This window comes from Caulobacter segnis ATCC 21756 (genome assembly GCF_000092285.1).
Taxonomy (GTDB): Bacteria; Pseudomonadota; Alphaproteobacteria; order Caulobacterales; family Caulobacteraceae; genus Caulobacter; species Caulobacter segnis.
This window is the reverse complement of record NC_014100.1, coordinates 4,303,464-4,322,635: the sequence shown is the minus strand read 5'-3', so window position 1 is coordinate 4,322,635 and position 19,172 is coordinate 4,303,464. Positions and strand designations below refer to the sequence as shown.

14 protein-coding genes and 4 pseudogenes are annotated in these 19,172 nt (G+C 67.5%); 10 read left to right on the top strand and 8 right to left on the bottom strand.

Annotated elements, in window-relative coordinates; translation table 11 throughout:
* Positions 1-7: 7 nt before the first annotated feature.
* Positions 8-400, bottom strand: coding sequence for a hotdog family protein (locus tag CSEG_RS19720; protein WP_013080996.1), 393 nt, complete (start codon positions 398-400; stop codon positions 8-10).
* A 113-nt stretch (positions 401-513) separates the two neighbouring features.
* Between CSEG_RS19720 and CSEG_RS19715 the strand changes: the two genes are divergently transcribed.
* Entirely contained in the window at positions 514-2,667 is a 2,154-nt protein-coding gene (locus tag CSEG_RS19715) for a protein-disulfide reductase DsbD family protein (protein ID WP_013080995.1), read from the top strand.
* 9 nt (positions 2,668-2,676) lie between these two features.
* On the opposite strand, the gene CSEG_RS19710 is transcribed toward CSEG_RS19715, so the two are convergent.
* Positions 2,677-3,468, bottom strand: coding sequence for a DUF1353 domain-containing protein (locus tag CSEG_RS19710; RefSeq protein ID WP_167535144.1), 792 nt, complete (start codon positions 3,466-3,468; stop codon positions 2,677-2,679).
* A gap of 117 nt (positions 3,469-3,585) precedes the next feature.
* Here CSEG_RS19710 and CSEG_RS19705 point away from each other — a divergent pair, with 117 nt between their 5' ends.
* Entirely contained in the window at positions 3,586-4,191 is a 606-nt protein-coding gene (locus CSEG_RS19705; protein WP_013080993.1) for a thioredoxin family protein, read from the top strand.
* 126 nt (positions 4,192-4,317) lie between these two features.
* Entirely contained in the window at positions 4,318-5,937 is a 1,620-nt protein-coding gene (gene pgi, locus CSEG_RS19700; protein WP_013080992.1) for a glucose-6-phosphate isomerase, read from the top strand.
* Between the two features lie 3 nt (positions 5,938-5,940).
* Here the strand turns inward: pgi and CSEG_RS19695 are convergent, their stop codons facing one another.
* Together CSEG_RS19695 and CSEG_RS22760 are read right to left on the bottom strand one after the other, a co-directional pair.
* Positions 5,941-8,037, bottom strand: a complete 2,097-nt coding sequence (locus tag CSEG_RS19695; protein ID WP_041538383.1) for a TonB-dependent receptor plug domain-containing protein — start codon at positions 8,035-8,037, stop codon at positions 5,941-5,943.
* A gap of 181 nt (positions 8,038-8,218) precedes the next feature.
* Positions 8,219-8,446, bottom strand: coding sequence for a hypothetical protein (locus CSEG_RS22760; protein WP_013080990.1), 228 nt, complete (start codon positions 8,444-8,446; stop codon positions 8,219-8,221).
* Between the two features lie 727 nt (positions 8,447-9,173).
* Between CSEG_RS22760 and CSEG_RS19680 the strand changes: the two are divergent.
* A pseudogene (locus CSEG_RS19680) lies at positions 9,174-9,629 on the top strand (DoxX family protein); the annotation flags it as partial.
* Between the two features lies 1 nt (position 9,630).
* Here CSEG_RS19680 and CSEG_RS19675 read toward each other — a convergent pair.
* The 3 genes and pseudogenes from CSEG_RS19675 to CSEG_RS23485 all read right to left on the bottom strand — a co-directional run.
* A pseudogene (locus CSEG_RS19675) lies at positions 9,631-9,990 on the bottom strand (GIY-YIG nuclease family protein); the annotation flags it as partial.
* Between the two features lie 45 nt (positions 9,991-10,035).
* A pseudogene (locus CSEG_RS22150) lies at positions 10,036-10,450 on the bottom strand (hypothetical protein).
* 47 nt (positions 10,451-10,497) lie between these two features.
* Positions 10,498-10,590 carry a hypothetical protein gene (locus CSEG_RS23485; protein ID WP_227878937.1) on the bottom strand — a complete coding sequence of 31 codons (93 nt, stop codon included), beginning with the start codon at positions 10,588-10,590 and terminating at the stop codon, positions 10,498-10,500.
* Between the two features lie 118 nt (positions 10,591-10,708).
* On the opposite strand from CSEG_RS23485, the gene CSEG_RS22755 reads away from it, so the two are divergent.
* The 6 genes and pseudogenes from CSEG_RS22755 (at position 10,709) to CSEG_RS22745 (ending at position 16,713) form a co-directional block, all read left to right on the top strand.
* The gene (locus CSEG_RS22755; protein ID WP_013080987.1) at positions 10,709-11,326 is read left to right on the top strand and encodes a DUF6932 family protein; all 618 of its coding nucleotides are present in this window, start codon (positions 10,709-10,711) and stop codon (positions 11,324-11,326) included.
* A complete protein-coding gene (locus tag CSEG_RS22750) occupies positions 11,323-12,273 on the top strand; it encodes a hypothetical protein (RefSeq protein ID WP_013080986.1) in 951 nt (316 codons plus the stop codon). Before CSEG_RS22755 ends, CSEG_RS22750 begins: the two co-directional genes overlap by 4 nt.
* A 258-nt stretch (positions 12,274-12,531) precedes the next feature.
* Complete coding sequence (gene hisS, locus CSEG_RS19670) at positions 12,532-14,022, top strand: histidine--tRNA ligase (protein WP_013080985.1); 1,491 nt, start codon at positions 12,532-12,534, stop codon at positions 14,020-14,022.
* 3 nt (positions 14,023-14,025) lie between these two features.
* The gene (locus tag CSEG_RS19665) at positions 14,026-15,168 is read left to right on the top strand and encodes an ATP phosphoribosyltransferase regulatory subunit (protein WP_013080984.1); all 1,143 of its coding nucleotides are present in this window, start codon (positions 14,026-14,028) and stop codon (positions 15,166-15,168) included.
* A pseudogene (gene hisG / locus CSEG_RS19660) lies at positions 15,165-16,126 on the top strand (ATP phosphoribosyltransferase). Before CSEG_RS19665 ends, hisG begins: the two are co-directional and overlap by 4 nt.
* A 431-nt stretch (positions 16,127-16,557) precedes the next feature.
* Complete coding sequence (locus tag CSEG_RS22745) at positions 16,558-16,713, top strand: hypothetical protein (RefSeq protein ID WP_157039005.1); 156 nt, start codon at positions 16,558-16,560, stop codon at positions 16,711-16,713.
* Between the two features lie 182 nt (positions 16,714-16,895).
* Here CSEG_RS22745 and CSEG_RS19655 read toward each other — a convergent pair whose 3' ends face one another.
* Positions 16,896-19,028: a TonB-dependent siderophore receptor gene (locus CSEG_RS19655; RefSeq protein WP_157952258.1), complete on the bottom strand. Its 2,133-nt coding sequence runs from the start codon at positions 19,026-19,028 to the stop codon at positions 16,896-16,898.
* Between the last annotated feature and the right edge of the window lie 144 nt (positions 19,029-19,172).

Below are 19,172 nucleotides of genomic sequence, written 5' to 3'. Positions count from 1 at the left end.
CTTTTTCTTAGCGCGCGAAAATGCTGCGGGTCAGGCAGGAGAAGACCAGACGCCCGGCCTCGTCCAGCAGGTCGTGCTGGGCGATCACGATGCCCTTGCCCTCGCCGACGGGGTCCTTGCCCATCACAGTCATGCGGCCGCGGAGCAGCTCGCCGACCGGCGGGTTGCGCATCCAGCGCAGCGCGTCGACGCCCAGGCGCTTGGTCTGCGGCCAGGCGGCGGTGGCGTCGGCGTCCAGGCGGCTCCAGATCGAGAAGATCATGGCGTCAGGCGCGCCGTTCTCGACAGGCCAGCCCGGCGTGAAGGCGCCGATGAACGCCTCCAGCGCCTTGGCGTCGACGGCGCGCGTCCCCAGCGAAACGACCTGACCGATCTCGATGTCGTCGAACGCTGCGGGCATGAGCGGCTCCGGATGATTCGCTTCTGACTGTCGTGTGGCTCTTGACCATTGTCGAGAGCGCCAAGCCGGGCCATGTGTGAAAGCGTTGTCGTTTTCACAAAGTCCGGTCGCCGATGTTCCTCAAGAGAGCCGTCCTCGCCCTGCAAGCCTTCGTGGCGGCGACTTTGTTGACCGGCGCCGCTATCGCCGGTCCGATCGTCAACTCCGGCCATATCGAATCCGAGCTCGTGCCCCAGGAGACGGGGATCGCGCCAGGCGGTACGATCTATGTCGCCCTGCGCCAGAAGATCCAGCAGGACTGGCACACCTATTGGCGCAACCCCGGCGACGCGGGCGAACCGACCAAGATCGCCTGGACCCTGCCGTCCGGCTGGTCAGCCGGCGACATGGTCTGGCCGACGCCTATCAAGGCCAAGCTGGGGCCGCTGCTGGACTACGCCTATGAGGGCGAGGTCCTGATCCCCGTCCCGATCAGCGCGCCGGCGAGCGCCCAGGTCGGGACGACCGTCTCTCTGACCGCCAAGGTTTCCTACCTCGTCTGCGAACAGGTCTGCGTGCCCGAGGACGCCGAGCTGTCGTTGCTGCTGCCGGTCGTCGCCGGTTCGCCGAGCGCGGATCCCCAGTGGGGCGGCAAGATCGCCGAGGTCCTGGCCAAGGCGCCGAAGCCGGCCGGCCTGAAGGCGGTGTTCAAGCTCGACGGCCAGGCCTTGAAGCTGGCGGTCACGGGCGGCCCGTTGAAGGGCGCCGACATGGCCGACGCCTATTTCTTCCCCTACTCGCCCAAGGTGATCGAGCACGCCGCGGAGCAAACGATCGAACGCGGTCCCGAGGGCCTGACCCTGACGCTGAAGCCTGGCTACGACTTCGTGGGCGGCGGGACGCCGCCGGCGTCGCTGGAGGGCGTTCTGGCGCTGGCCGATGGCTCGGCCTGGGAGATCGGGGCGACCGCGGGCGAACCGCCGGCGACCGCCTCTGGCCTTGGCGCTCCGCCGGTCAAGTCGCAGCCTTCCGCCGCCGGCGCGCCGGGTGGCTTGGCGGGGGCGCTGGTGCTGGCCTTCCTGGGCGGCCTGATCCTGAACCTGATGCCCTGCGTCTTCCCGGTGCTGTCGATGAAGGCGGCCAGCTTGGCGGGCCACGCCCACCACGAGAGCAAGGCGCGCGCGCAGGGGCTGGCTTTCCTGGCGGGCGTGCTGGCGACCTTCCTGGCGCTGGCGGGCCTGCTGCTGGCCGTTCGCGCCGGCGGCGCGGCGGTCGGTTGGGGCTTCCAACTGCAGTCGCCGCTGGTCATCGCGGCGCTGGCCCTGCTGATGCTGCTGGTCGCGCTGAACATGTCGGGCGTGTTCGAGATCGGAACTTCGATCCAGGGCGTCGGCGCCGGAGCCTCGTCGCGCGACGGCGCGCTCGGAGCTTTCTTCACCGGCGCGCTGGCGGTGATCGTGGCCGCCCCCTGCACGGCGCCCTTCATGGCCGGCGCGCTCGGCTACGCCCTGACCCAGCCGGCGGTCGTAGCGCTGGGCGTGTTCGCGGCGCTGGGCCTCGGCTTCGCGGCGCCGTTCGTGGCCGTGGCCTTCATCCCCGCCGTCCTGCAGCGCATGCCCCGGCCCGGCGCTTGGATGGAGACCCTGAAGAAGGGCCTGGCCTTCCCAATGTACGGCGCGGCGCTCTGGCTGACCTGGGTCTTCGCCCAGCAGGCCGGTCCGATCGCGCTTGGTCAGGTGCTGGGCGCGGGCGTGCTGGCCGCCTTCGGCGCCTGGCTGTACGGCTTGGCGCAGGGGCGGCGCGCGACAGGCAAGGCCTTCCTGGTCCAGATGATCGTCGGCCTTCTCTGCGTGACCGTCGCCTTGGCCCTGGCCGTCTCCGCCGCGCTGGCCGCCAAGCCGCCGACAGTGGCGGCCGCCGCGCCGTCCTCGGGCCCCGGGCTCGTCGCCGAGGCGTGGTCGCCCGAGCGTGTCGCGGCGCTGCGGGCCGAGGGGCGTCCGGTGCTGGTCGACTTCACGGCCGCCTGGTGCGTGACCTGCCAGGTCAACGAGAAGGTCGCCTTGTCGGGCGGCAAGGTGGCCGAGGCCTTCAAGGTTCGGAACGCCGTGCTCCTGAAGGCCGACTGGACCAATCGCGACCCCGTCATCGCCAAGGCCTTGGCGGATTTCGGTCGCGTCGGCGTGCCGCTCTACGTGGTCTATCCGAAAAATGGCGGCGAGCCCGTGATCCTGCCCCAGCTGCTGACCGAGGGCATGGTGATCGAGGCGATCGAGAAGGCGGGCGCTTAAGGCTCGACGCTACTTCTTCTTGTCGCCGCCGCCGAAGGGCAGCTTGGACTTGACTTGGTCCAGCGGCGTCCGGGTGATCACGACCGGCGGCGGCGCGACGACGGGCGCGGTCTTGATCGGGTAGGCCCGCCAGCCGGTCTGGATCAGGGCGGTGAAGCCTTGGCACTTGGGCAGGTAGCGGACCATGCCAGTGCGTGGCTTTGGGAACGGCGCGGGCTGGGTGAAGTCCTGCCGCTTGGGATCCACGAAGCGCCAGTCGGTCGGCAGACCATAGCCCTTTTCGCCGCCCAGCCGAACGGCCTTGTAGGCGATGTTGGCCTGGAACGGCGGCACGCCGTACTTCAGCATCGCCCGCAGGAAGATATCGTCGGCCTCCTGGCGCTTGCCCGGTTCCCCGATCGTGTAGAGCCAGTCGTGGACGATCGCCGCGCGCGCGGTCGGGCCTTGCGGATCGACGAAGCCCTGGCCGTACCAGGGCACGCTGGCGAAGTCGGTGACGTACCAGCGCGGCACCACGATGACCTTGCCCGTCTCGACGTCGCAGTAGGGGAACTCGGCGTCCAGGGTGAACAGCTTGCGGCCGTCCTTGGTCTGGTTGAACAGCATGATCGGCTGCGGCGTCAGCGAGCTGGGCGGCGTCGGGGCGACGACCGGCACGAAGACGGTGGTGTTCGTCTCTGTCGCGCAGGCGGCGAGGAGCAGGCTGACGCCGGTGAGCGCGGCGAGGGTCTTCAAACGGGACATCGGGCGGGGAGGCGGTGCTGAGAGAGGGTGCGCGTTCTTCTGGGCGCGGGCGGTCATTGGAGCAAGCAAGAATGGCGAAGTTTCGACGCCGGCGGCGATTCTGCGACCGTTTCGCATAACCGCGATCTGTGGCAGGGTCGAGTTGGGGAGGGTATTGAAAGCAGGAGACCCGACATGCCGATCACCCGCCGACTCGTCGCCGCCACGCTGCCGCTGGCCGCTCTGCTTCCTGGCGCCGCGAACGCCAAGCCCGCGCCGGACTTCACCGCCATCGATGTCGATGGCAAGACGCGCTCGCTGTCCGAGTTCCGCGGCAAGACCGTGGTCCTCGAATGGACCAACGAGGGTTGCCCTTATGTCCGCAAGCACTATTCCGGGAACATGCAGGGGCTGCAGCAGGCCGCTCGCGCCGACGGCGTGGTCTGGCTGACCGTCGCCTCGTCCGCGCCCGGCAAGCAGGGACATTTCCCGGACGGCGCGGCCGCCAAGTCCTGGATGAGCGCCAAGGGCGCCAAGCCCACCGCCCTTCTGCTTGACCCCGAGGGGAAGGTCGCGACGGCCTACAAGGCCAAGACCACGCCGCACATGTTCGTCATCGATAAGGCGGGCCAGGTGGTCTACGAGGGGGCGATCGATGACCGGCCGACCAGCAAGGTCGAGGACATCGCGGGCGCCCAGAATCTGGTCGCCGCCGCCCTGGCCGACGTCAAGGCGGGGCGCAAGGTCGCCACGCCCTTCGCGCCGCCCTATGGCTGCTCGGTGAAGTACAAGGACGCCTAGTGGCGAGGCGAGCGGGCTCGCGACGGGCCCGCTCCAAAAAAACGTCATTGGTCCGCCATGACGCGGCGGCGGCCGTTTGCTAAGCCCGAAGCGAAAGCTCCGATCTCTCAGCAAGGACGCCGCCCTATGGCCGATCTCGACGCCGCCTGGACCCGCCTGGAAACCGCCGCCAAGGCCGCCGGTCAGCAGCGCATCGTCGACTTCTTCAGGGACGAGCCTGGACGTCTCGAGGCCCTGACCCTCGACGTCGCCGGCCTGCATCTGGACCTGTCCAAGCAGGCCTGGGACGAGGCCGGCCTCGAAGCGGCCCTGGATCTGGCGCACGCCGCCGATGTCGAGGGCGCCCGCGCCAAGATGTTCGGCGGCGAGGCGATCAATTCGTCCGAGGGCCGCGCCGTGCTGCACACCGCTTTGCGCGCTCCGGCCGACGCCGAGGTCAAGGCGCTGGGCCAGCCGGTCATGGCCGAGGTCGAGGCCGTCCGCCAGCGGATGAAGGCCTTCGCCGAGGCGGTGCGCTCCGGCGCGATCAAGGGCGCGACCGGCAAGCCGTTCAAGGCGATCCTGCACATCGGCATCGGCGGCAGCGACCTCGGTCCGCGCCTGCTGTGGGACGCCCTGCGGCCGGTGAAGCCGCAGATCGATCTTCGCTTCGTGGCCAATGTCGACGGCGCCGAATTCGCGCTGACGACGGCCGACATGGATCCGGAGGAGACCCTGGTCATGGTGGTCTCCAAGACCTTCACGACCCAGGAGACCATGGCCAACGCCGGCGCGGCGCGGGCCTGGCTGGTCGAGGCCTTGGGCGAGCAGGGGGCGAACCAGCACCTGGCCGCCATCTCGACGGCGCTGGACAAGACCGCCGCCTTCGGCGTGCCGGACGAGCGCGTGTTCGGCTTCTGGGACTGGGTCGGCGGCCGTTACTCGCTGTGGTCGTCGGTCAGCCTGTCGGTGGCCGTCGCCGCCGGCTGGGAGGCCTTCGAGGGCTTCCTGCGCGGCGGGGCGGCGATGGATGAGCACTTCAAGACCGCGCCGCTCGAGAAAAACGCGCCGGTCCTGGTCGCCCTGGCCCAGATCTTCAACCGCAATGGCCTGGACCGCCGCGCCCGCTCGGTCGTGCCCTATTCGCACCGCCTGCGCCGCCTGGCCTCGTTCCTGCAGCAGCTGGAGATGGAGAGCAACGGCAAGTCGGTCGGTCCCGACGGCAAGCCCGCCCAGCGCGGCACGGCCACGGTGGTGTTCGGCGACGAGGGCACCAATGTCCAGCACGCCTATTTCCAGTGCATGCACCAGGGCACGGACGTCACGCCCATGGAGCTGATCGGCGTCGCCAAGTCGGACGAGGGCCCGGCCGGCATGCACGAGAAGCTGCTGTCGAACCTGCTGGCCCAGGCCGAGGCCTTCATGGTCGGGCGCTCCACCGAGGACGTCGTGGCCGAGCTGAAGGCCAAGGGCGTTTCGGACGCCGAGATCGCCACCCTGGCCCCGCAGCGGACCTTCGCGGGCGACCGGCCCTCGACCCTGGTGGTCCTCGACCGCCTGACGCCCGAGACCTTCGGCGCCCTGATCGCCCTCTACGAGCACAAGACCTTCGTCGAGGGCGTCATCTGGGGCATCAATTCCTTCGACCAGTGGGGCGTCGAGCTGGGCAAGGTCATGGCCAATCGCATCCTGCCCGAGCTGGAGAGCGGCGCCGCCGGCGACCATGATCCGTCCACGGCGGCCCTGATCCAGCGGCTGAAGAAGTAGCCGCTAGAACGTCTTGCGCACCCGCAGTTGGAAGAAGGTGCGGGGGTCGATCGTGCGGTCCTCGACGAAGGCGACCGCGCGGTCCGGCCCGCGGTTGGCGAAGACCGTGCGCCGGATCGTGAAGTCGTCCCAGATGTTCAGCTGCGCCCGGATCGCCAGGGTCGGGGTCGGCTTGTACTCGGCGAAGGCCTCGTAGTAGCGCGAGCCGCGCCAGACGCTGGTCTGGTCGACGTCATAGGTGCCCTGGCCCAGAAGCGGCAGCCAGTTGATCCCCCACTGGGTCTTCCACGAGACGATGTCCTGCTGGAAGCCGAAATTGGCCTGGGTCGGACGGACCTGGGTGATCGGCCGGTCGCGGCCGGTCGTCGGGTCCTTCACGTGGGTCTCGTTCCAGTCGTTCTTGAAGGTGAAGCGGCCGCCCTTGATCCCCAGCTTGTCGGTCGGGACCACGATGTTCAGCGACAGGCGGTCCAGCGTGCCGTCGCCGATATTGCCCGTCGCCGACAGGCCGCCCGGCAGCGGCAGGCGGTCGATCACGCCGATGATCTCGTCGTGGCGATAGCCGATCGAGATCACGCCCTGGCCCCAGAAGCGCCGCTCGTAGGTCACTTCCGAGATCCAGCGCTGCTCGGGCTTCAGCTCGACATTGCCGCCGTAGACGGTCTCGTCGTCCAGGTCCGACGAGGCGGCGAAGTCGTCGAAGTCCAGCTGGCCCAGCTCCCGCTCGAAGCGGACGCGCAGCTGGTTGTTGGCCATCGGGGTCCAGGTCGCCAGGAACCGGGGCTTGGCGTAGAAGAAGCTCTTCTCGTTGTCGGCGTCGCCCGACTGCTTGATCGTCGACTTCTCCAGCCGCAGGCCGGCCTCCAGGGTCAGCTTGGGGTTCACGCGCCAGGTGGCCTTGGAGAAGGCCTCGCCGCGCAGCTCCTCGACCTTGACCGAGGCGCTGGGCAGGGGCACGCCGACGCCGCCCACACTGTAGGCCTGGCTCACGTCCAGCATGTTGTAGGCGCCCTCGGCCCCCGCCTCCAGGGTCAGGGCCGCCGAGAAGTCGTGGCGCAGCAGGGCGCGGACGATCGACTCCGAGCTGTCGCCGTCGGCCACGAAGCGCTGCTGGTCCGAGGTCGCCCCGTTCAGCGTCGCGTCGCTGGTCGAGACGTTGTCGAAGTTCTCGAACGAGTGGATCAGCCGCGTCTCCAGCGCCCATTTCGGCGCCAGCGGCCGGGTGTAGGTCAAGCCCAGCTCGCCCGAGTGGCTCTCCTCGTCGTAGGCGCTGCGGCGGAAGGCGGTGGGCGAGGTGAGGTCCGTCCACTCGTGCCAGTCGTTGCGGCCAAAGCGCGTCGTGGCCTCCAGCTTGCCGCCCAGCAGCGGGCCCGACCAGTTGCCGCGGATCGAGCGCCCGCCGCCATAGCCGTCGTCCAGATAGGCCTCGTCGCGGATCAGCCTGCCCGCGCCGTCGTGGCGCACGCTGCGGCCCGCGCCGTTGGAGTCGCTGGTCGAGGTGCCGTCGCTGAGTGTCACCCCCCAGCTGGTGTCGCCGTTCGTGGCGGTGAACTGGTAGCTGCCGCCGTAGACGTCGTGGCCGCCGTCGAAAAACGCGCCGTTCCAGGTGGCGATCTGCTGGTGGCTGACGCCCTTCTTCAGCACCACGTTCACGACGACCGAATAGCCCTGCATGTCGACGCCCGGGGCCCCGCCGCGGATCAGCTCGATCCGCTCGACCCGGTTGGCCGGCGTGCGCGACAGGACGTTGCTTCCGGTGTCGTTCTTCGAGGCCGGGCGGTTGCCGTTGATCAGCACGTTGCCGACCGCGCCCTCGAAGCCCCGCGTGCCCGAGCCGTCCTGGATGGTGAAGCCGGGCACCCGGTTGACCATGTCCTGGGCCGTGTTCGGACGATTGGCGGCGAAGAAGTCGGGGGTGAAGACCAGCACGCCCTTCTGGGCCGTGTCGTCCAGCGGCGCCTGCGAGGTCGGGCCGGTCGGGACCGGCGCCACGGCGGCGGCCTGGTCGGCCGGCTTGGGCGTTTCGGCGGCCTGGGCCGATGCGGCGGCGGCGAGCAGCATGGTGGCGGCGGTCGCCAGAAGCGCGGTCTTGGTCATCAATTTTCCCCTCACGAGGAAAGCTGTGGCCGCCGCCCCTGTTCATCTCAAGTTACAAGCCTGAAAGGTGGATTACATCTTTGATAGGTTACAGGGCTGTCATGTTTATACAGCGCGGCGCTGTGGATAAGTCTGCCCGAGCCGCCCGAAAGTCTTAAGACTTCGTGTATAGCCGCCGCCCGGTTCAGCCCTGGTTGGCCGGCGGAGGGTGGAGTTCGGGGACGGGCGGCGTGTCGTCCAGCCGCGCTCTGAGGGCCACCAGCAGCTGATATTCCTGCCGCCGCAGCAGCTCGTCGAAGACGCGGGACCGCTCTGCGCGGATCGCCTGGACGGAGCTGTCGGCGCTGACGGCGCCGGCCATGGCGCTGGTTTGGGGTGAAACCGGCGAGGCCGGGGGTCTGTGCTTGGACATGCGAGGGTCTCCATCGGGTTTGGACATGCGGCGACGGTCTTCCGCCGGAAAAGCCGGCGGGCTGGGGAGGCGGCGGAGCTCCGGGGCGCGCCCGGAAGGATGTAGGAGTTACCGTTTCGACGAGACCCGGATGCTCCGCGCGATCGTTTGGACGAAAGCCCTCGGCGCGCGGGGTTTTAACCCGCTTCCGAAAAGAGGCCCTCGGCGGGCGGGAGGGAAAGCGACCCTCCCGGACCGCGCGCGGGCGATTTCAGCCCGCGCCTGGCGCCGCCCTTCTCAACGTCGCGAGCATGGCCCCCGGCCCGGCCGCCGGAAGGAGCCGCCCCGTCCGGAGCTGTCGCCCTTCCGCCGGCCCGCCGGGCCCCGCGACGCCGAGCCGGACCGCATCCCGCTCGACCACCCCCGCCGCCCGTTCGGTCGCCAGCTGGACGGCCTCCCCCGCGACGGGGCGAGAACAAGTATGGGCGCCGGTTTGGAGGGGGAGGATAGATTGGCGTGTAAAAGTGAGAAGTCGTTGATTTCGTGGGATTCGATTCCGGATACGCGGCTGCGTTCAGGGGCGGAAACACCAAATCCTCCCCCTAGCGGGGAGGTGTCCGCCCCCGGGTCGCGCGAAGCGCGCGCCCGAGGATAAACTCCGCGGACGGAAGTCCCGCCGACCTTGCCTCTTCCCCCTCCGTCGTCTCTTCGAGCCGACACCTCCCCCGCTAGGGGGAGGATTTTCGTGGGAGCCCCCTGTCGGCCCGCGCCCCCGTCATCCGTCCTCGCTCCAAACGGAGGGACCTCACACATGCGCGAGAAGATCACGACCTGGGCCGGGTGGATGCTGTCGGGGGCGTTCGCCCTGTTCATCGCCGGCGCCTCGGTCGCGCCGAAACTGCTGCATCACCCGGCGGCGACGCAGACCCTGGAAAAGCTGGGCTGGGACCCGCGCCACACCCTGACGATCGGGATCATCGAGGCGACGTGCCTCGCGCTCTACCTGATCCCGCGCACGCGCCTCTTGGGCGCGGTGCTGTTCACGGGCCTGCTGGGCGGCGCCATGGCTGCGCAGATCCGCGCCGAGAGCCCGCTGTTCAGCCACGTGCTGTTCAGCGTCTATCTGGGCCTCTTCCTATGGGGCGGCCTGTGGCTCCGCGACCCGGCGCTGAGGGCGCTGTTTCCGGTGAGGTTGGGGAAGTAAGGGGCGAGTTCGGCGTCCACTTCGGGACCGGCGTCCATTCGAACACGGCGGCGTAGAGGTCGTCCCAGCGTGGGTTGTCGCGCTCGATCAGGTTGATCTTCCACTGGCGTGGCCAGCGCTTGATCGAGGTCTCCCGCTGGATGGCCTCTGTCATCAGCATGTGCTCCTCGTACCAGACCAGGCGCGTCAGCCCGTATCGCCGCGTGAAGCCCGACCCGCGTCCTTCGCGGTGGTCCGTGATCCGGGTGATGAACTGAGCGGTCACGCCGGCGTACAGCGTCCCACGATAACGGTCGGCCATCATGTAGACGGCGATCCAGGCCTCGCGCGGAACCATGCGTGTCCTCCTGGATGAGAACAATATATGAACATTGGTTCGCCGTCACGCCCACCACCCCAACCACCGTCATTCTCGCCCTTGTGGCGAGAACCCCTGTTTCAGCTGACACGTGAGACGCCAGCGAACCGCCAGCGGTTCGCCCCTCCCGCCCTTGCGGCGGACAGAGGGGTTCCCGCCACTTGGCTTGCCCTCGGGCCGGCGAGGCCGGTCCCGTGGGGCGGGAATGACGGAGTTTAATAGGGTTGGTCAGTGAAAAGCCCGACCGCCGCGACGTTCCACCCACGCCCCCAAAGCCCACCGTCATTCTCGCCCTTGTGGCGAGAACCCCTGGTTCAGCTGACACGTGAGACGCAAGCGGACCGCCAGCGGTCCGCCCCTCCCGCCCTTGCGGCGGACAGAGGGGTTCCCGCCACAAGGGCGGGAATGACGGAGTTTAATAGGATTGGTCAGTGAAAAGCCCGACCGCCCCAGGTCGGGCCAAGCCTTACATCTCTTGGAGGCTGCAGCGTGCTGGGCGGGCCGGGTTGGTCAAGGACGGCGCTCCGCGCCGCCGCGCTGCGGCCGCCCTCCGGGCGGTCCTTGAGCAACCCGGCCCGCCCAGCGATCGTCTCGCCGTGAGATGTAAGGGGGGCTTGTTGCGGGTGCCCAGTTACTTGAGTTTTTGGATTGCCTTGTCTCCGATTAACCCCTGAAAGTTGCGTGATGTTAGAATGCGGCGACGTCGTTGCCGGGGGGGTAAATGCCGGTTCCTAACTTTACCATCCATGGCGTGCTTCCGCCGTATGTCGGGGCGAACGGACCTGGCGGTGCGCCATCGGACATGTCGCCCTATAAAGCGCCGTTGTTGGAGGTGGTGCAGCGCTTCGCTAGCACGGCAAGGCGCCGAACGATTCTTAGAGATTGGCTCCAGCATCGGCAAGAGATGGCCGATCTCGGCTTTAACAACGGCTTTCAGTGGATTGATGGTAGCTTTGTTGAGGACAAAATTCCGAACGATATCGACGTTATAACCTTTTTCCATAGGCCAAATGGGCACGAAACCGATGCGCAGATTGGGTCGCTAGTTTTGGCAAATCCAGATGTGCTCAGGCGGCCGTCAATCAAAAGTCGGTTGAAAGTGGATGCGATGTTCGTGGATCTAAATTCGAGTCCGGCGAACATTGTGAGTGCTACTAGATACTACGGTAGTCTATTCTCGCATCGTCGGGGCGACGATCTGTGGAAGGGCATGGTTGAAGTTTCCCTTGATGTCAGCGGAGACGCAGAAGCGATTGCTCTCCTGGATGCCCTGGCTGCTGAGGTCGCTGAGGAAGCTCAATCCGCTGCTGAAAATCCAATTGAGGAGTTCGGTGCATGAGTGCGCTCAAAAAGCTTGAGCGCGATCGACTCGAAGCAGAGTCCGCTTCGCTAAATCGCATGCTCGGAGAGCTGGGCGATCGTGATGTTGTTATGCGCATCGGTCTTGAAGATCGACTGATGGAGCTTCGCGTCGAGCTAGAGAGTCTTGGTCAAACGGGGGGCGAGTTAGCTTCAGCAGCGCTCTTCTTTGGCGGCGCGCCGGTGATTGGAAATCGCGGAATTGAGAGCGAATTCGGGGCGCGGGCTGTCTCAATCTTTCAAGATTTGGTTGCCAAGCAATTGGCCCATGAAAATGGTGGCTTGGGGCAAAGAGGTGTTGTTCCAAACAAGGCGGCTGCGCGGTTGCACATAACTGATGTTGTGCGCGGATCTTTTGGATTTGTACTTGAGGAAATTGATGGTCAATCCTCTCTTATAGACTCCACTTTGAAAGAAAGCGTGGATCACGTTTCTGATCTTATAGCTGCCTTTGGCGAGGACGATGAGGAGAGGTTCCAGGCAATTGTTTCTGAAGTTGATGAGCGGGTTCTATCAACTGCGAAAGTATTTTTTGAACACATGTATCAATCTGGTGCAACATTCCGGCTCGTGAGCGGCGGCAAGGATCGATCTCTATCAGCACTTGCGATAGCGCGTGCCGATGACCGCGCGACCACTACCAGTGTTGGCGATGAAGAAGAGCGAATTGAGGGCGTTTTCTCCGTCGCTCTCCCTGAAGGCCATCAAATGGAATTCAGAACTGATGGGCCTCGAGGAATAATAAGGGGTCGTGTTGATCGCTCATACAGCTCAGCAGCAATTGTTGATCTAAATAGAGAGTGGATGGAGAGGCGATCGGTAGGTCGTTTCAGGGTGCGAAAAGTTCTAAAAGATGGCGGTCTTGTTCGCGAGAGCTTTACACTTTTGGGCTTGGAGGATGCTGCTATAGATCCCGATGTGGTCTGAATTGTAATTTTGTCGAAGGGCGTGTTCCAAGCGTCTGTTGCCCTCCCCCCTTCCCCTCACCCCCGCCATCCGCTACACCGCCCCCGCAATGACCCGCACGCCGCACCATCACGGCCACCACCACCATCCGACCTCGCCTCGCGGGATCGGCCGGGTCCGCTCGCTCTAAAAGCAAGCCCCCAGCCTGAGCCCCGCCTAGCGGATGGGGCTTGAGCCAAAGCGCCATCCGTCGAAGCCTTGAAGTTCTAAGGACCGACGATGACCACCGACTCCGAAACCAACACCCCGCAAGACTTCCGCCCCGAGGCGCGCAGCCCGCGCGGCTTCGCCGACAAGCGCGCGCGCGACCTGCGGGCCGAGCGGGCGATCCTGGAGGCGGTGTCGGCGGTCTATGAGCGCTACGGCTTCGAGGCGCTGGACACCGGGGCGTTCGAATACGCCGACGCCCTGGGCAAGTTCCTGCCCGACAGTGACCGGCCCAACGAGGGCGTCTTCGCGCTGCAGGACGACGACGACCAGTGGATGGCGCTGCGCTACGACCTGACCGCGCCGCTGGCCCGGTTCGCCGCCCAGAACTGGGAGACCCTGCCCAAGCCGTTCCGCCGCTACGCCTTCGGGCCGGTGTGGCGCAACGAGAAGCCGGGGCCGGGGCGCTTCCGCCAGTTCATCCAGTGCGACGCCGACACGGTGGGCTCGGCCCGTCCGGAGGCCGACGCCGAGATCATCGCCATGGCCGTCGAGGGCCTGGAGGCCGCGGGCCTGCCGCGCGGGGCGGCGGTGCTGAAGATCAACAATCGCAAGCTGCTGAACGGCCTGCTGACCGCCGCGGGCGCCGACAGCGCCGGCCAGAAGCTGGCCGTGCTGCGCGCGGTCGACAAGCTGGACCGCCTGGGCGTCGACGGCGTCCGGCTGCTGCTGGGCGAAGGCCGCCTGGACGAGAGCGGCGACTTCACCAAGGGCGCGGGCCTCAAAGGTCAGGCGGTCGACCAGGTGCTGGACTTCGTCCAGGCCGGCTCCTCTGGCGGGCGTTCGGCGACGCTGGACAACATCGCCAAGGTCATCGGCGGCTCGGCCGAGGGCGACGAGGGCCTCTTGGAACTGTCGCGGATCGACGCGGCCCTGACCAGCCTGGGCATCGCCGACGACCAGGCCTTCATCGATCCGTCGATCGTCCGGGGGCTGGAATACTACACCGGCGCGGTGTTCGAGGCCGAACTGCTGCTCTCCACCACCGACGAGAAGGGTAACAAGGTCACCTTCGGCTCGATCGGCGGCGGCGGGCGCTATGACGACCTGGTGGCGCGGTTCACCGGCAATGTGACGCCGGCGACGGGCTTCTCGTTCGGGGTGTCGCGCCTGGCGGCGGCGTTGCGGGCGGCCGGGCGCGAGCCGGGCGGGGCGGCGCGCGGGCCGGTAGTGGTCATCGCCTTCGACGACGCGCACATGCCGGAATACTTCTCCGTGGTCGGAGAATTGCGCGCGGCGGGCATTCCGGCCGAGGTCTATCTGGGGACCTCCGGCATGCGGCCGCAGATGAAATACGCCGACCGGCGCCTGTCGCCCGCGGCCATCATGCTGGGCGGCGACGAGATCGCGGCGGGGACCGTGACGATCAAGGACTTGGACCTCGGCCGCGAGCTGGCCTCGGGCGTCGCCGACAACGCCGCCTGGAAGGCCGAGCGTCCCGGCCAGCAGACCATTCCGCGCGGCCAGTTGGTCGACGCCGTTCGCAAGATCATCGGGGGCTAGTTCGTGAGGCTCGAGCGTTCCATTCCGGCGGAGGCGCTCGACGCCATCCGCGCTCCGCTTCTGGCCGCCGGCGCCGCGCCGACCGACGCGCCGGTGCTGCAGCCCTTAGGGTTGCTGCTGGACCTCGCCGGCGAGGCCATGCGCTCGCGGCTGTTCGTCGTCTCCGGCGACGGCGGCGAGGAGGCGGCCCTGCGCCCCGACTTCACCGTCGCCGTGGCGCGACAGCACTTTTCTGGAGGGGCGGCTAGCGGCCGCTACCGCTACGAGGGCAAGGCCTTCCGCGTGGCCCCGCGCGGCTCGGACCGCGCCGAGGAGTTCCTGCAGATCGGGATCGAGGCCTTCGAGGCCGGCGATCCCGTCGCCGCCGACGCCGAGATGGCGGCCCTGGCCTGGGCGGCCTCGGCGGCCGGCGGGCGGGGGGACCTCTCGCTGGTGCTGGGCGACGTGTCGCTGTTCGCGGCCTTCGTCGACAGTCTCGACCTGGCCGCGCCGCTGGCGGCCCGCCTGAAGCGCGCCTTCGCCAAGCCGCGCCAGCTGAAGGCCGAGCTGGACGGTTCGTCTGAGCGCGGACTGGCCGCGGACGAGGAAAAAAGCCGCATCGCCGCCCTGCTGGCCGGCCTGCCCGAGGCCGAGGCCTCCGCCGTGCTGCAGGAGCTGTGGTCCCTGGCCGGCATCGAGCCCGTCGGCGGCCGCCGCCCGGCCGAGATCGCTCGCCGCCTCGTCGAAAAGGCCGAGACCGCCAAGGCCGGCCGTCTCGATGCGGATCAAGCCGCCAAGGTCCGCGCCTTCCTGGCGGTGTCGGATCGTCCGGAGGCCGCGCTCGACGCCATCGCGTCCCTGGCGGGCCCGAACGACGCCGCGCTGAAGGCCGCCGTCGCCGGCTGGCGCGCGCGTCTTTCCGGCATGGCCGCCCAGGGCGTGCCGCTGGAGCGCGCGACCCTGGCCGCCGCCTTCGGCCGGGCGTTCGGCTATTACGACGGCTACCTGTTCGAGGTCCGTTCGGCGGCCTTAAGCGACGAGCGGCCGATCGCCGCCGGCGGTCGCTATGACGGCCTGCCGGGGCGCCTCGGCGTCTCCACCATCAACACCGGCGCGGTCGGCTTCATGGTCCGTCCCGCGCGCGCCTATGCGGGAGGCGGCGAATGACGTCTGCTCCGATGATCTTCGCCATCCCGTCCAAGGGCCGCCTGAAGGACCAGGTCGAGGCCTGGCTGGCCGAGTGCGGCTTCAAGCTGGAGATGACCGGCGGGGCGCGCGGCTATTCGGCCGAGCTGTCGGGCCTGCCCGGCGTCTCGGTGCGCCTACTCTCGGCCGGCGACATCGCCGCGGGCCTCGACAGCGGCGACCTGCACCTGGGCGTCACCGGCGAAGATCTGCTGCGCGAGCGCGGCGACGACATGGACAGCCGCGTGTCATGCTGCTGCGGGCGCTGGGCTTTGGCCGCGCCGACCTGGTGGTGACCGCGCCCAAGAGCTGGCTCGACGTCGACACCATGGCCGACGTCGACGAGGTCGGGCACGCGCATCTGGCCCGCACCGGCCGGCGCCTGCGCGTGGCGACCAAGTACGTGACCCAGACCCGCGCCTTCTTCGCCCGCCACGGCGTCGCCGACTACCGGATCGTCGAGAGCAGCGGCGCGACCGAAGGCGCTCCCGCCGCCGGCGCGGCCGAGCTGGTCGTCGACATCACCACCACGGGCGCGACCCTGGCCGCCAATGGCCTGAAGATCCTGTCCGACGGCGTAATCCTGAAGAGCCAGGCCCAGCTGACGGCCTCGCGGCTGGCCGGCTGGAACGGCGAGCAGCTGGACGCCCTGCGCCGCCTCTTGTCGGTGGTCGAGGCCAAGGGCCGGGCGGGCAAGCTGGCGACCCTGGTCTGGCCGGCCGAGCAGGACCGCGCCGCCCAGGACGCCGTGGCCGGCTTCGTCGCCAAGGGCGGTTCGCGCCGCGCCAACGGCGCGCTCCTGGCGACCGCCGACCTGTTCGACGCCGCCGCCGCCCTGGCCGAGGCCGGGGTCGAGCCGGTGACCGTGTCGCGTCCGGACTATGTCTTCGAGTCGCGTTCGGCCGTGCTGGACCGTTTCGTGGCGACGCTTGGAAAGTAAGTTTTGACATTCTCGTCAAAAATAACGCCGGAATCCAGGGGTAAAACCGACTTTTCAGTCCAAACTACGCCACCCGCGTCAAAAATTCGTCCAAACCGTTGCAGAAAACGGCTTTGACGCGTTGACAGCGTCACGAATTTGACGTTTCTACACACTGCAAGGACGAAACGAGCCCAACAGAGAGCTCCCGTTCTTCGGCGTTTCGGGGAGGAAACGCCCGCCTAGATCGAATGATCGAGAAAATAGCCAGCCCGTCGCGATTATCCCCCGCGACGGGTTTGGTGTATCTGGGCCCCTGTTTCTATTTTTTACATCTTCGTCAAAAATATCGCGCCCGCGATCTGGCGTCCTGCTGCGTCGTCGGGCCGCAGCGCGCGCGGAAGAATCTCGGGCCATCCTGCCTCGCGTTTGGGAGGCTTCGGGAGATGGCCATGGACGAGTTCATTCGCCGCAAGAATATCGAACTGTTCCGCGCCAAGCTGAAGCGCGAGCATGATCCCGAACTACGCGAGACGCTCGAAGAGCTCCTCAAGGAATACGAGGCCCTGCCGCTGGGCGGCGGCGACAACCCGCCGATCGCGGCCTAGGGGCTGAAGCCGAAGCTCCTCGCGATGGGGCTCAAGCTTATCAAAGCAGACCGTCATCCCCGCCCTGGCGATGAGGGGAATGGACCGACACGGACATTCCGGTCGCCGGCGCCGAAGCGGACATGCCGCGGTCTGTCCGAGTGGAAGGCGGCCGCCCGTGAAGCCGGTGGCCGCCCTCACCGTCAGAAGGCGTGGCGCAGCGTGACGCGCACGCGACGCGGCTCGCCGTAGACGAAGCCCGCGAACCAGGCGTTGTTGCTGTAGTAGGTCTTGTCGAACACGTTATCGACGTTGAGCTGGACCGAGGTCTGGTCCGTGACCTTGAACTGCCCCATCAGGTTCACCAGCACATAGGCGGGCTGGCCGACGGGCTCGGTCAGGCCCGTACCTGGATTGACCGCCGTCTGCGGCGGCCGGCTCTCCCAGCGCAGAGATCCCCCCAGGCTGATCCGATCCAGGGTCCCAGGCAGTTCGTACTTGGTGGACAGGCGGAAGACGCGCCGAGGGTGGTGGGCCTGGACATTCACGCCGTCGCCGTCCTTGGCCGAAAACTGGCTCCAGCCCACGCTCACGTCCCAGCCGTCCAGCACCTGGCCTTGGACCTCGGCCTCGTAGCCCTTGGACACCGTGCCCTGCGCGGCGCGATAGGCGGGATCGACGGTGCCCGGAACGAGGAAACCGTCATCGGCCACTGGGAAGTTGTTTTGTTCGACGCGGAAGATCGCGGTGGAGGCCCGCAAGCGTCCGCCCATCAGGTCCACCTTCAGCCCCGCCTCGTAATTGTCGCCCTCGAGCGGATCGAGGTAGCTGCCGTTGCGATCCTTGTAGTTCTGCGGATCGAAGATGCTGGTGTAGCTGGCATAGGCCGACAGGTTTTCCGTCAGGTCGTAGATCAGGCCGGCATAGGGCGTGAAGATGTTGGTCTGCTTGAGGGTGACGGCCTCGGGCGTCCAGCGCGACACCTCCGCGTCTCGCCGCCAATAGCTCAGGCGAGCGCCCGCGATCAGCTTGAGCCGGTCCAGAAGCTGGAAGCGGGTCGCGCCGTAGAGGGCCGCCTGCTTGGTGGTCCCCAGGTCCGAGCTGTCGTAGCGCTCGCCCCAGGTGGGTTCCGGATAGCTGCCGTCCCAGCGTCGAAAATCACCCGCGTCCGGCATGACCGAAACGGGGTCCCTGTTGGTCCAGCCGGCGGACAGGCGGTTGTACATGGCGCCCAGGATCAGCTCGTGCTCACGGCCAAAGAGGCTGTAGCCGCCTTTCGCCGAGAGGTTCAGGTTCCACTGCTCGGGCGTGGCCCTGTACCAATAGGGCCAGGCGCTCATCCCGACGCCGGTCTGGGCGTCCAGGTCGCCCGACAGCCAGAGCAGCTTGGAGTCTTCCTTCTGGCGGTGATAGGCGGCGTCGCCCCGGATCGACCAGCGGTCGTTCAGCGAATGCTCCAGGGTGACGAACGCGGTCTGCTCGATGGTGTCCCACTGGTTCCACTTGGCGGCGCTGGTCTGCGAGCGCGGCCAGTGGGTGCGCGCGCCATTGCTGTACCAGTAGGGCAACTGCCCCCACAGGGTGCCGCTGCGCTCGTCGCGCTGGTGGCTGGCGCCGATGCTGAGGCGCGTCTTGTCGCCGAGATCGGCGTCGATCACGCCGTACAGGGTGAAGCCCTGGTTTTGCTCCAGGTCGACGAAGGACTCCTCATTATAGACCTCGGCGACGAAGCGGCCGCGCACGGCGCCGTCGCGGGCTAGAGGGGCCGACACGTCCGCTGTCCCCGAGAAACGGTTCCAGGATCCGGCTTCCAGGGTCAGTTCGCCCGAGAACTCGCGCGCGGTCGCATGCTTGCGCACCAGGTTGATGGAGGCCGAGGGCTCCCCGGCGCCCTGCATCAGGCCGGTCGCGCCGCGCACGACCTCGACCCGCTCATAGAGCGCCGTGCTGGTTTCCTCCAACCCGACATTGCCAGTTTCGAACGGCACGCCGTCGAGCTGGAAGTTGGTGATCTCGAAGCCTCGCGCGGACAGGCTGTTGCGCCCCCGGTCCACCGCCTTCACCGAAACGCCGGTCGTGTAGGCCAGCACTTCGGTCACCCTGGACGCGGCCTGATCCTGGATCTGCTCTTGGGTGATGATGCTGAGGGACTGAGGCGTCTCTCGCGGCGTGAGGTCCAGACCCGTCGCCGTCGTGTTCCTGGCCGCTCCACGCCCGTACACCAACAGCTCATCCACCGCGACCTTGTCGTCGGCCGCCGCTTCCTGGGCCGAGGTCGCCGAGGGCAGCAGGACCATCACCGGCAGCAGCGCGACGAGAGACGCGGATCGCGCCAACTTAAGCCGACGCGCGACCGTTGAAGATGTTGTTGCGTGCATTGAACGCTCCTCCCGACTCAGGAGCGCCTGGATATTGCATATGAAAATCATTTGCAAATATGCGTCGCAATGGGGCGATGTTGAGCCGGCGGCCGGTGGGCC

Bases quoted from the DNA above. Each gene is read 5' to 3' on its own strand.
- CSEG_RS22750 (WP_013080986.1), top strand. From the start codon at position 11,323: ATGAGTGCGCTCAAAAAGCTTGAGCGCGATCGACTCGAAGCAGAGTCC.
- CSEG_RS19720 (WP_013080996.1), bottom strand. From the start codon at position 400: ATGCCCGCAGCGTTCGACGACATCGAGATCGGTCAGGTCGTTTCGCTG.
- pgi (WP_013080992.1), top strand. From the start codon at position 4,318: ATGGCCGATCTCGACGCCGCCTGGACCCGCCTGGAAACCGCCGCCAAG.
- CSEG_RS22760 (WP_013080990.1), bottom strand. From the start codon at position 8,446: ATGTCCAAGCACAGACCCCCGGCCTCGCCGGTTTCACCCCAAACCAGC.
- hisS (WP_013080985.1), top strand. From the start codon at position 12,532: ATGACCACCGACTCCGAAACCAACACCCCGCAAGACTTCCGCCCCGAG.
- CSEG_RS19705 (WP_013080993.1), top strand. From the start codon at position 3,586: ATGCCGATCACCCGCCGACTCGTCGCCGCCACGCTGCCGCTGGCCGCT.
- CSEG_RS19710 (WP_167535144.1), bottom strand. From the start codon at position 3,468: ATGACCGCCCGCGCCCAGAAGAACGCGCACCCTCTCTCAGCACCGCCT.
- CSEG_RS19715 (WP_013080995.1), top strand. From the start codon at position 514: ATGTTCCTCAAGAGAGCCGTCCTCGCCCTGCAAGCCTTCGTGGCGGCG.
- CSEG_RS22745 (WP_157039005.1), top strand. From the start codon at position 16,558: ATGGACGAGTTCATTCGCCGCAAGAATATCGAACTGTTCCGCGCCAAG.
- CSEG_RS22755 (WP_013080987.1), top strand. From the start codon at position 10,709: ATGCCGGTTCCTAACTTTACCATCCATGGCGTGCTTCCGCCGTATGTC.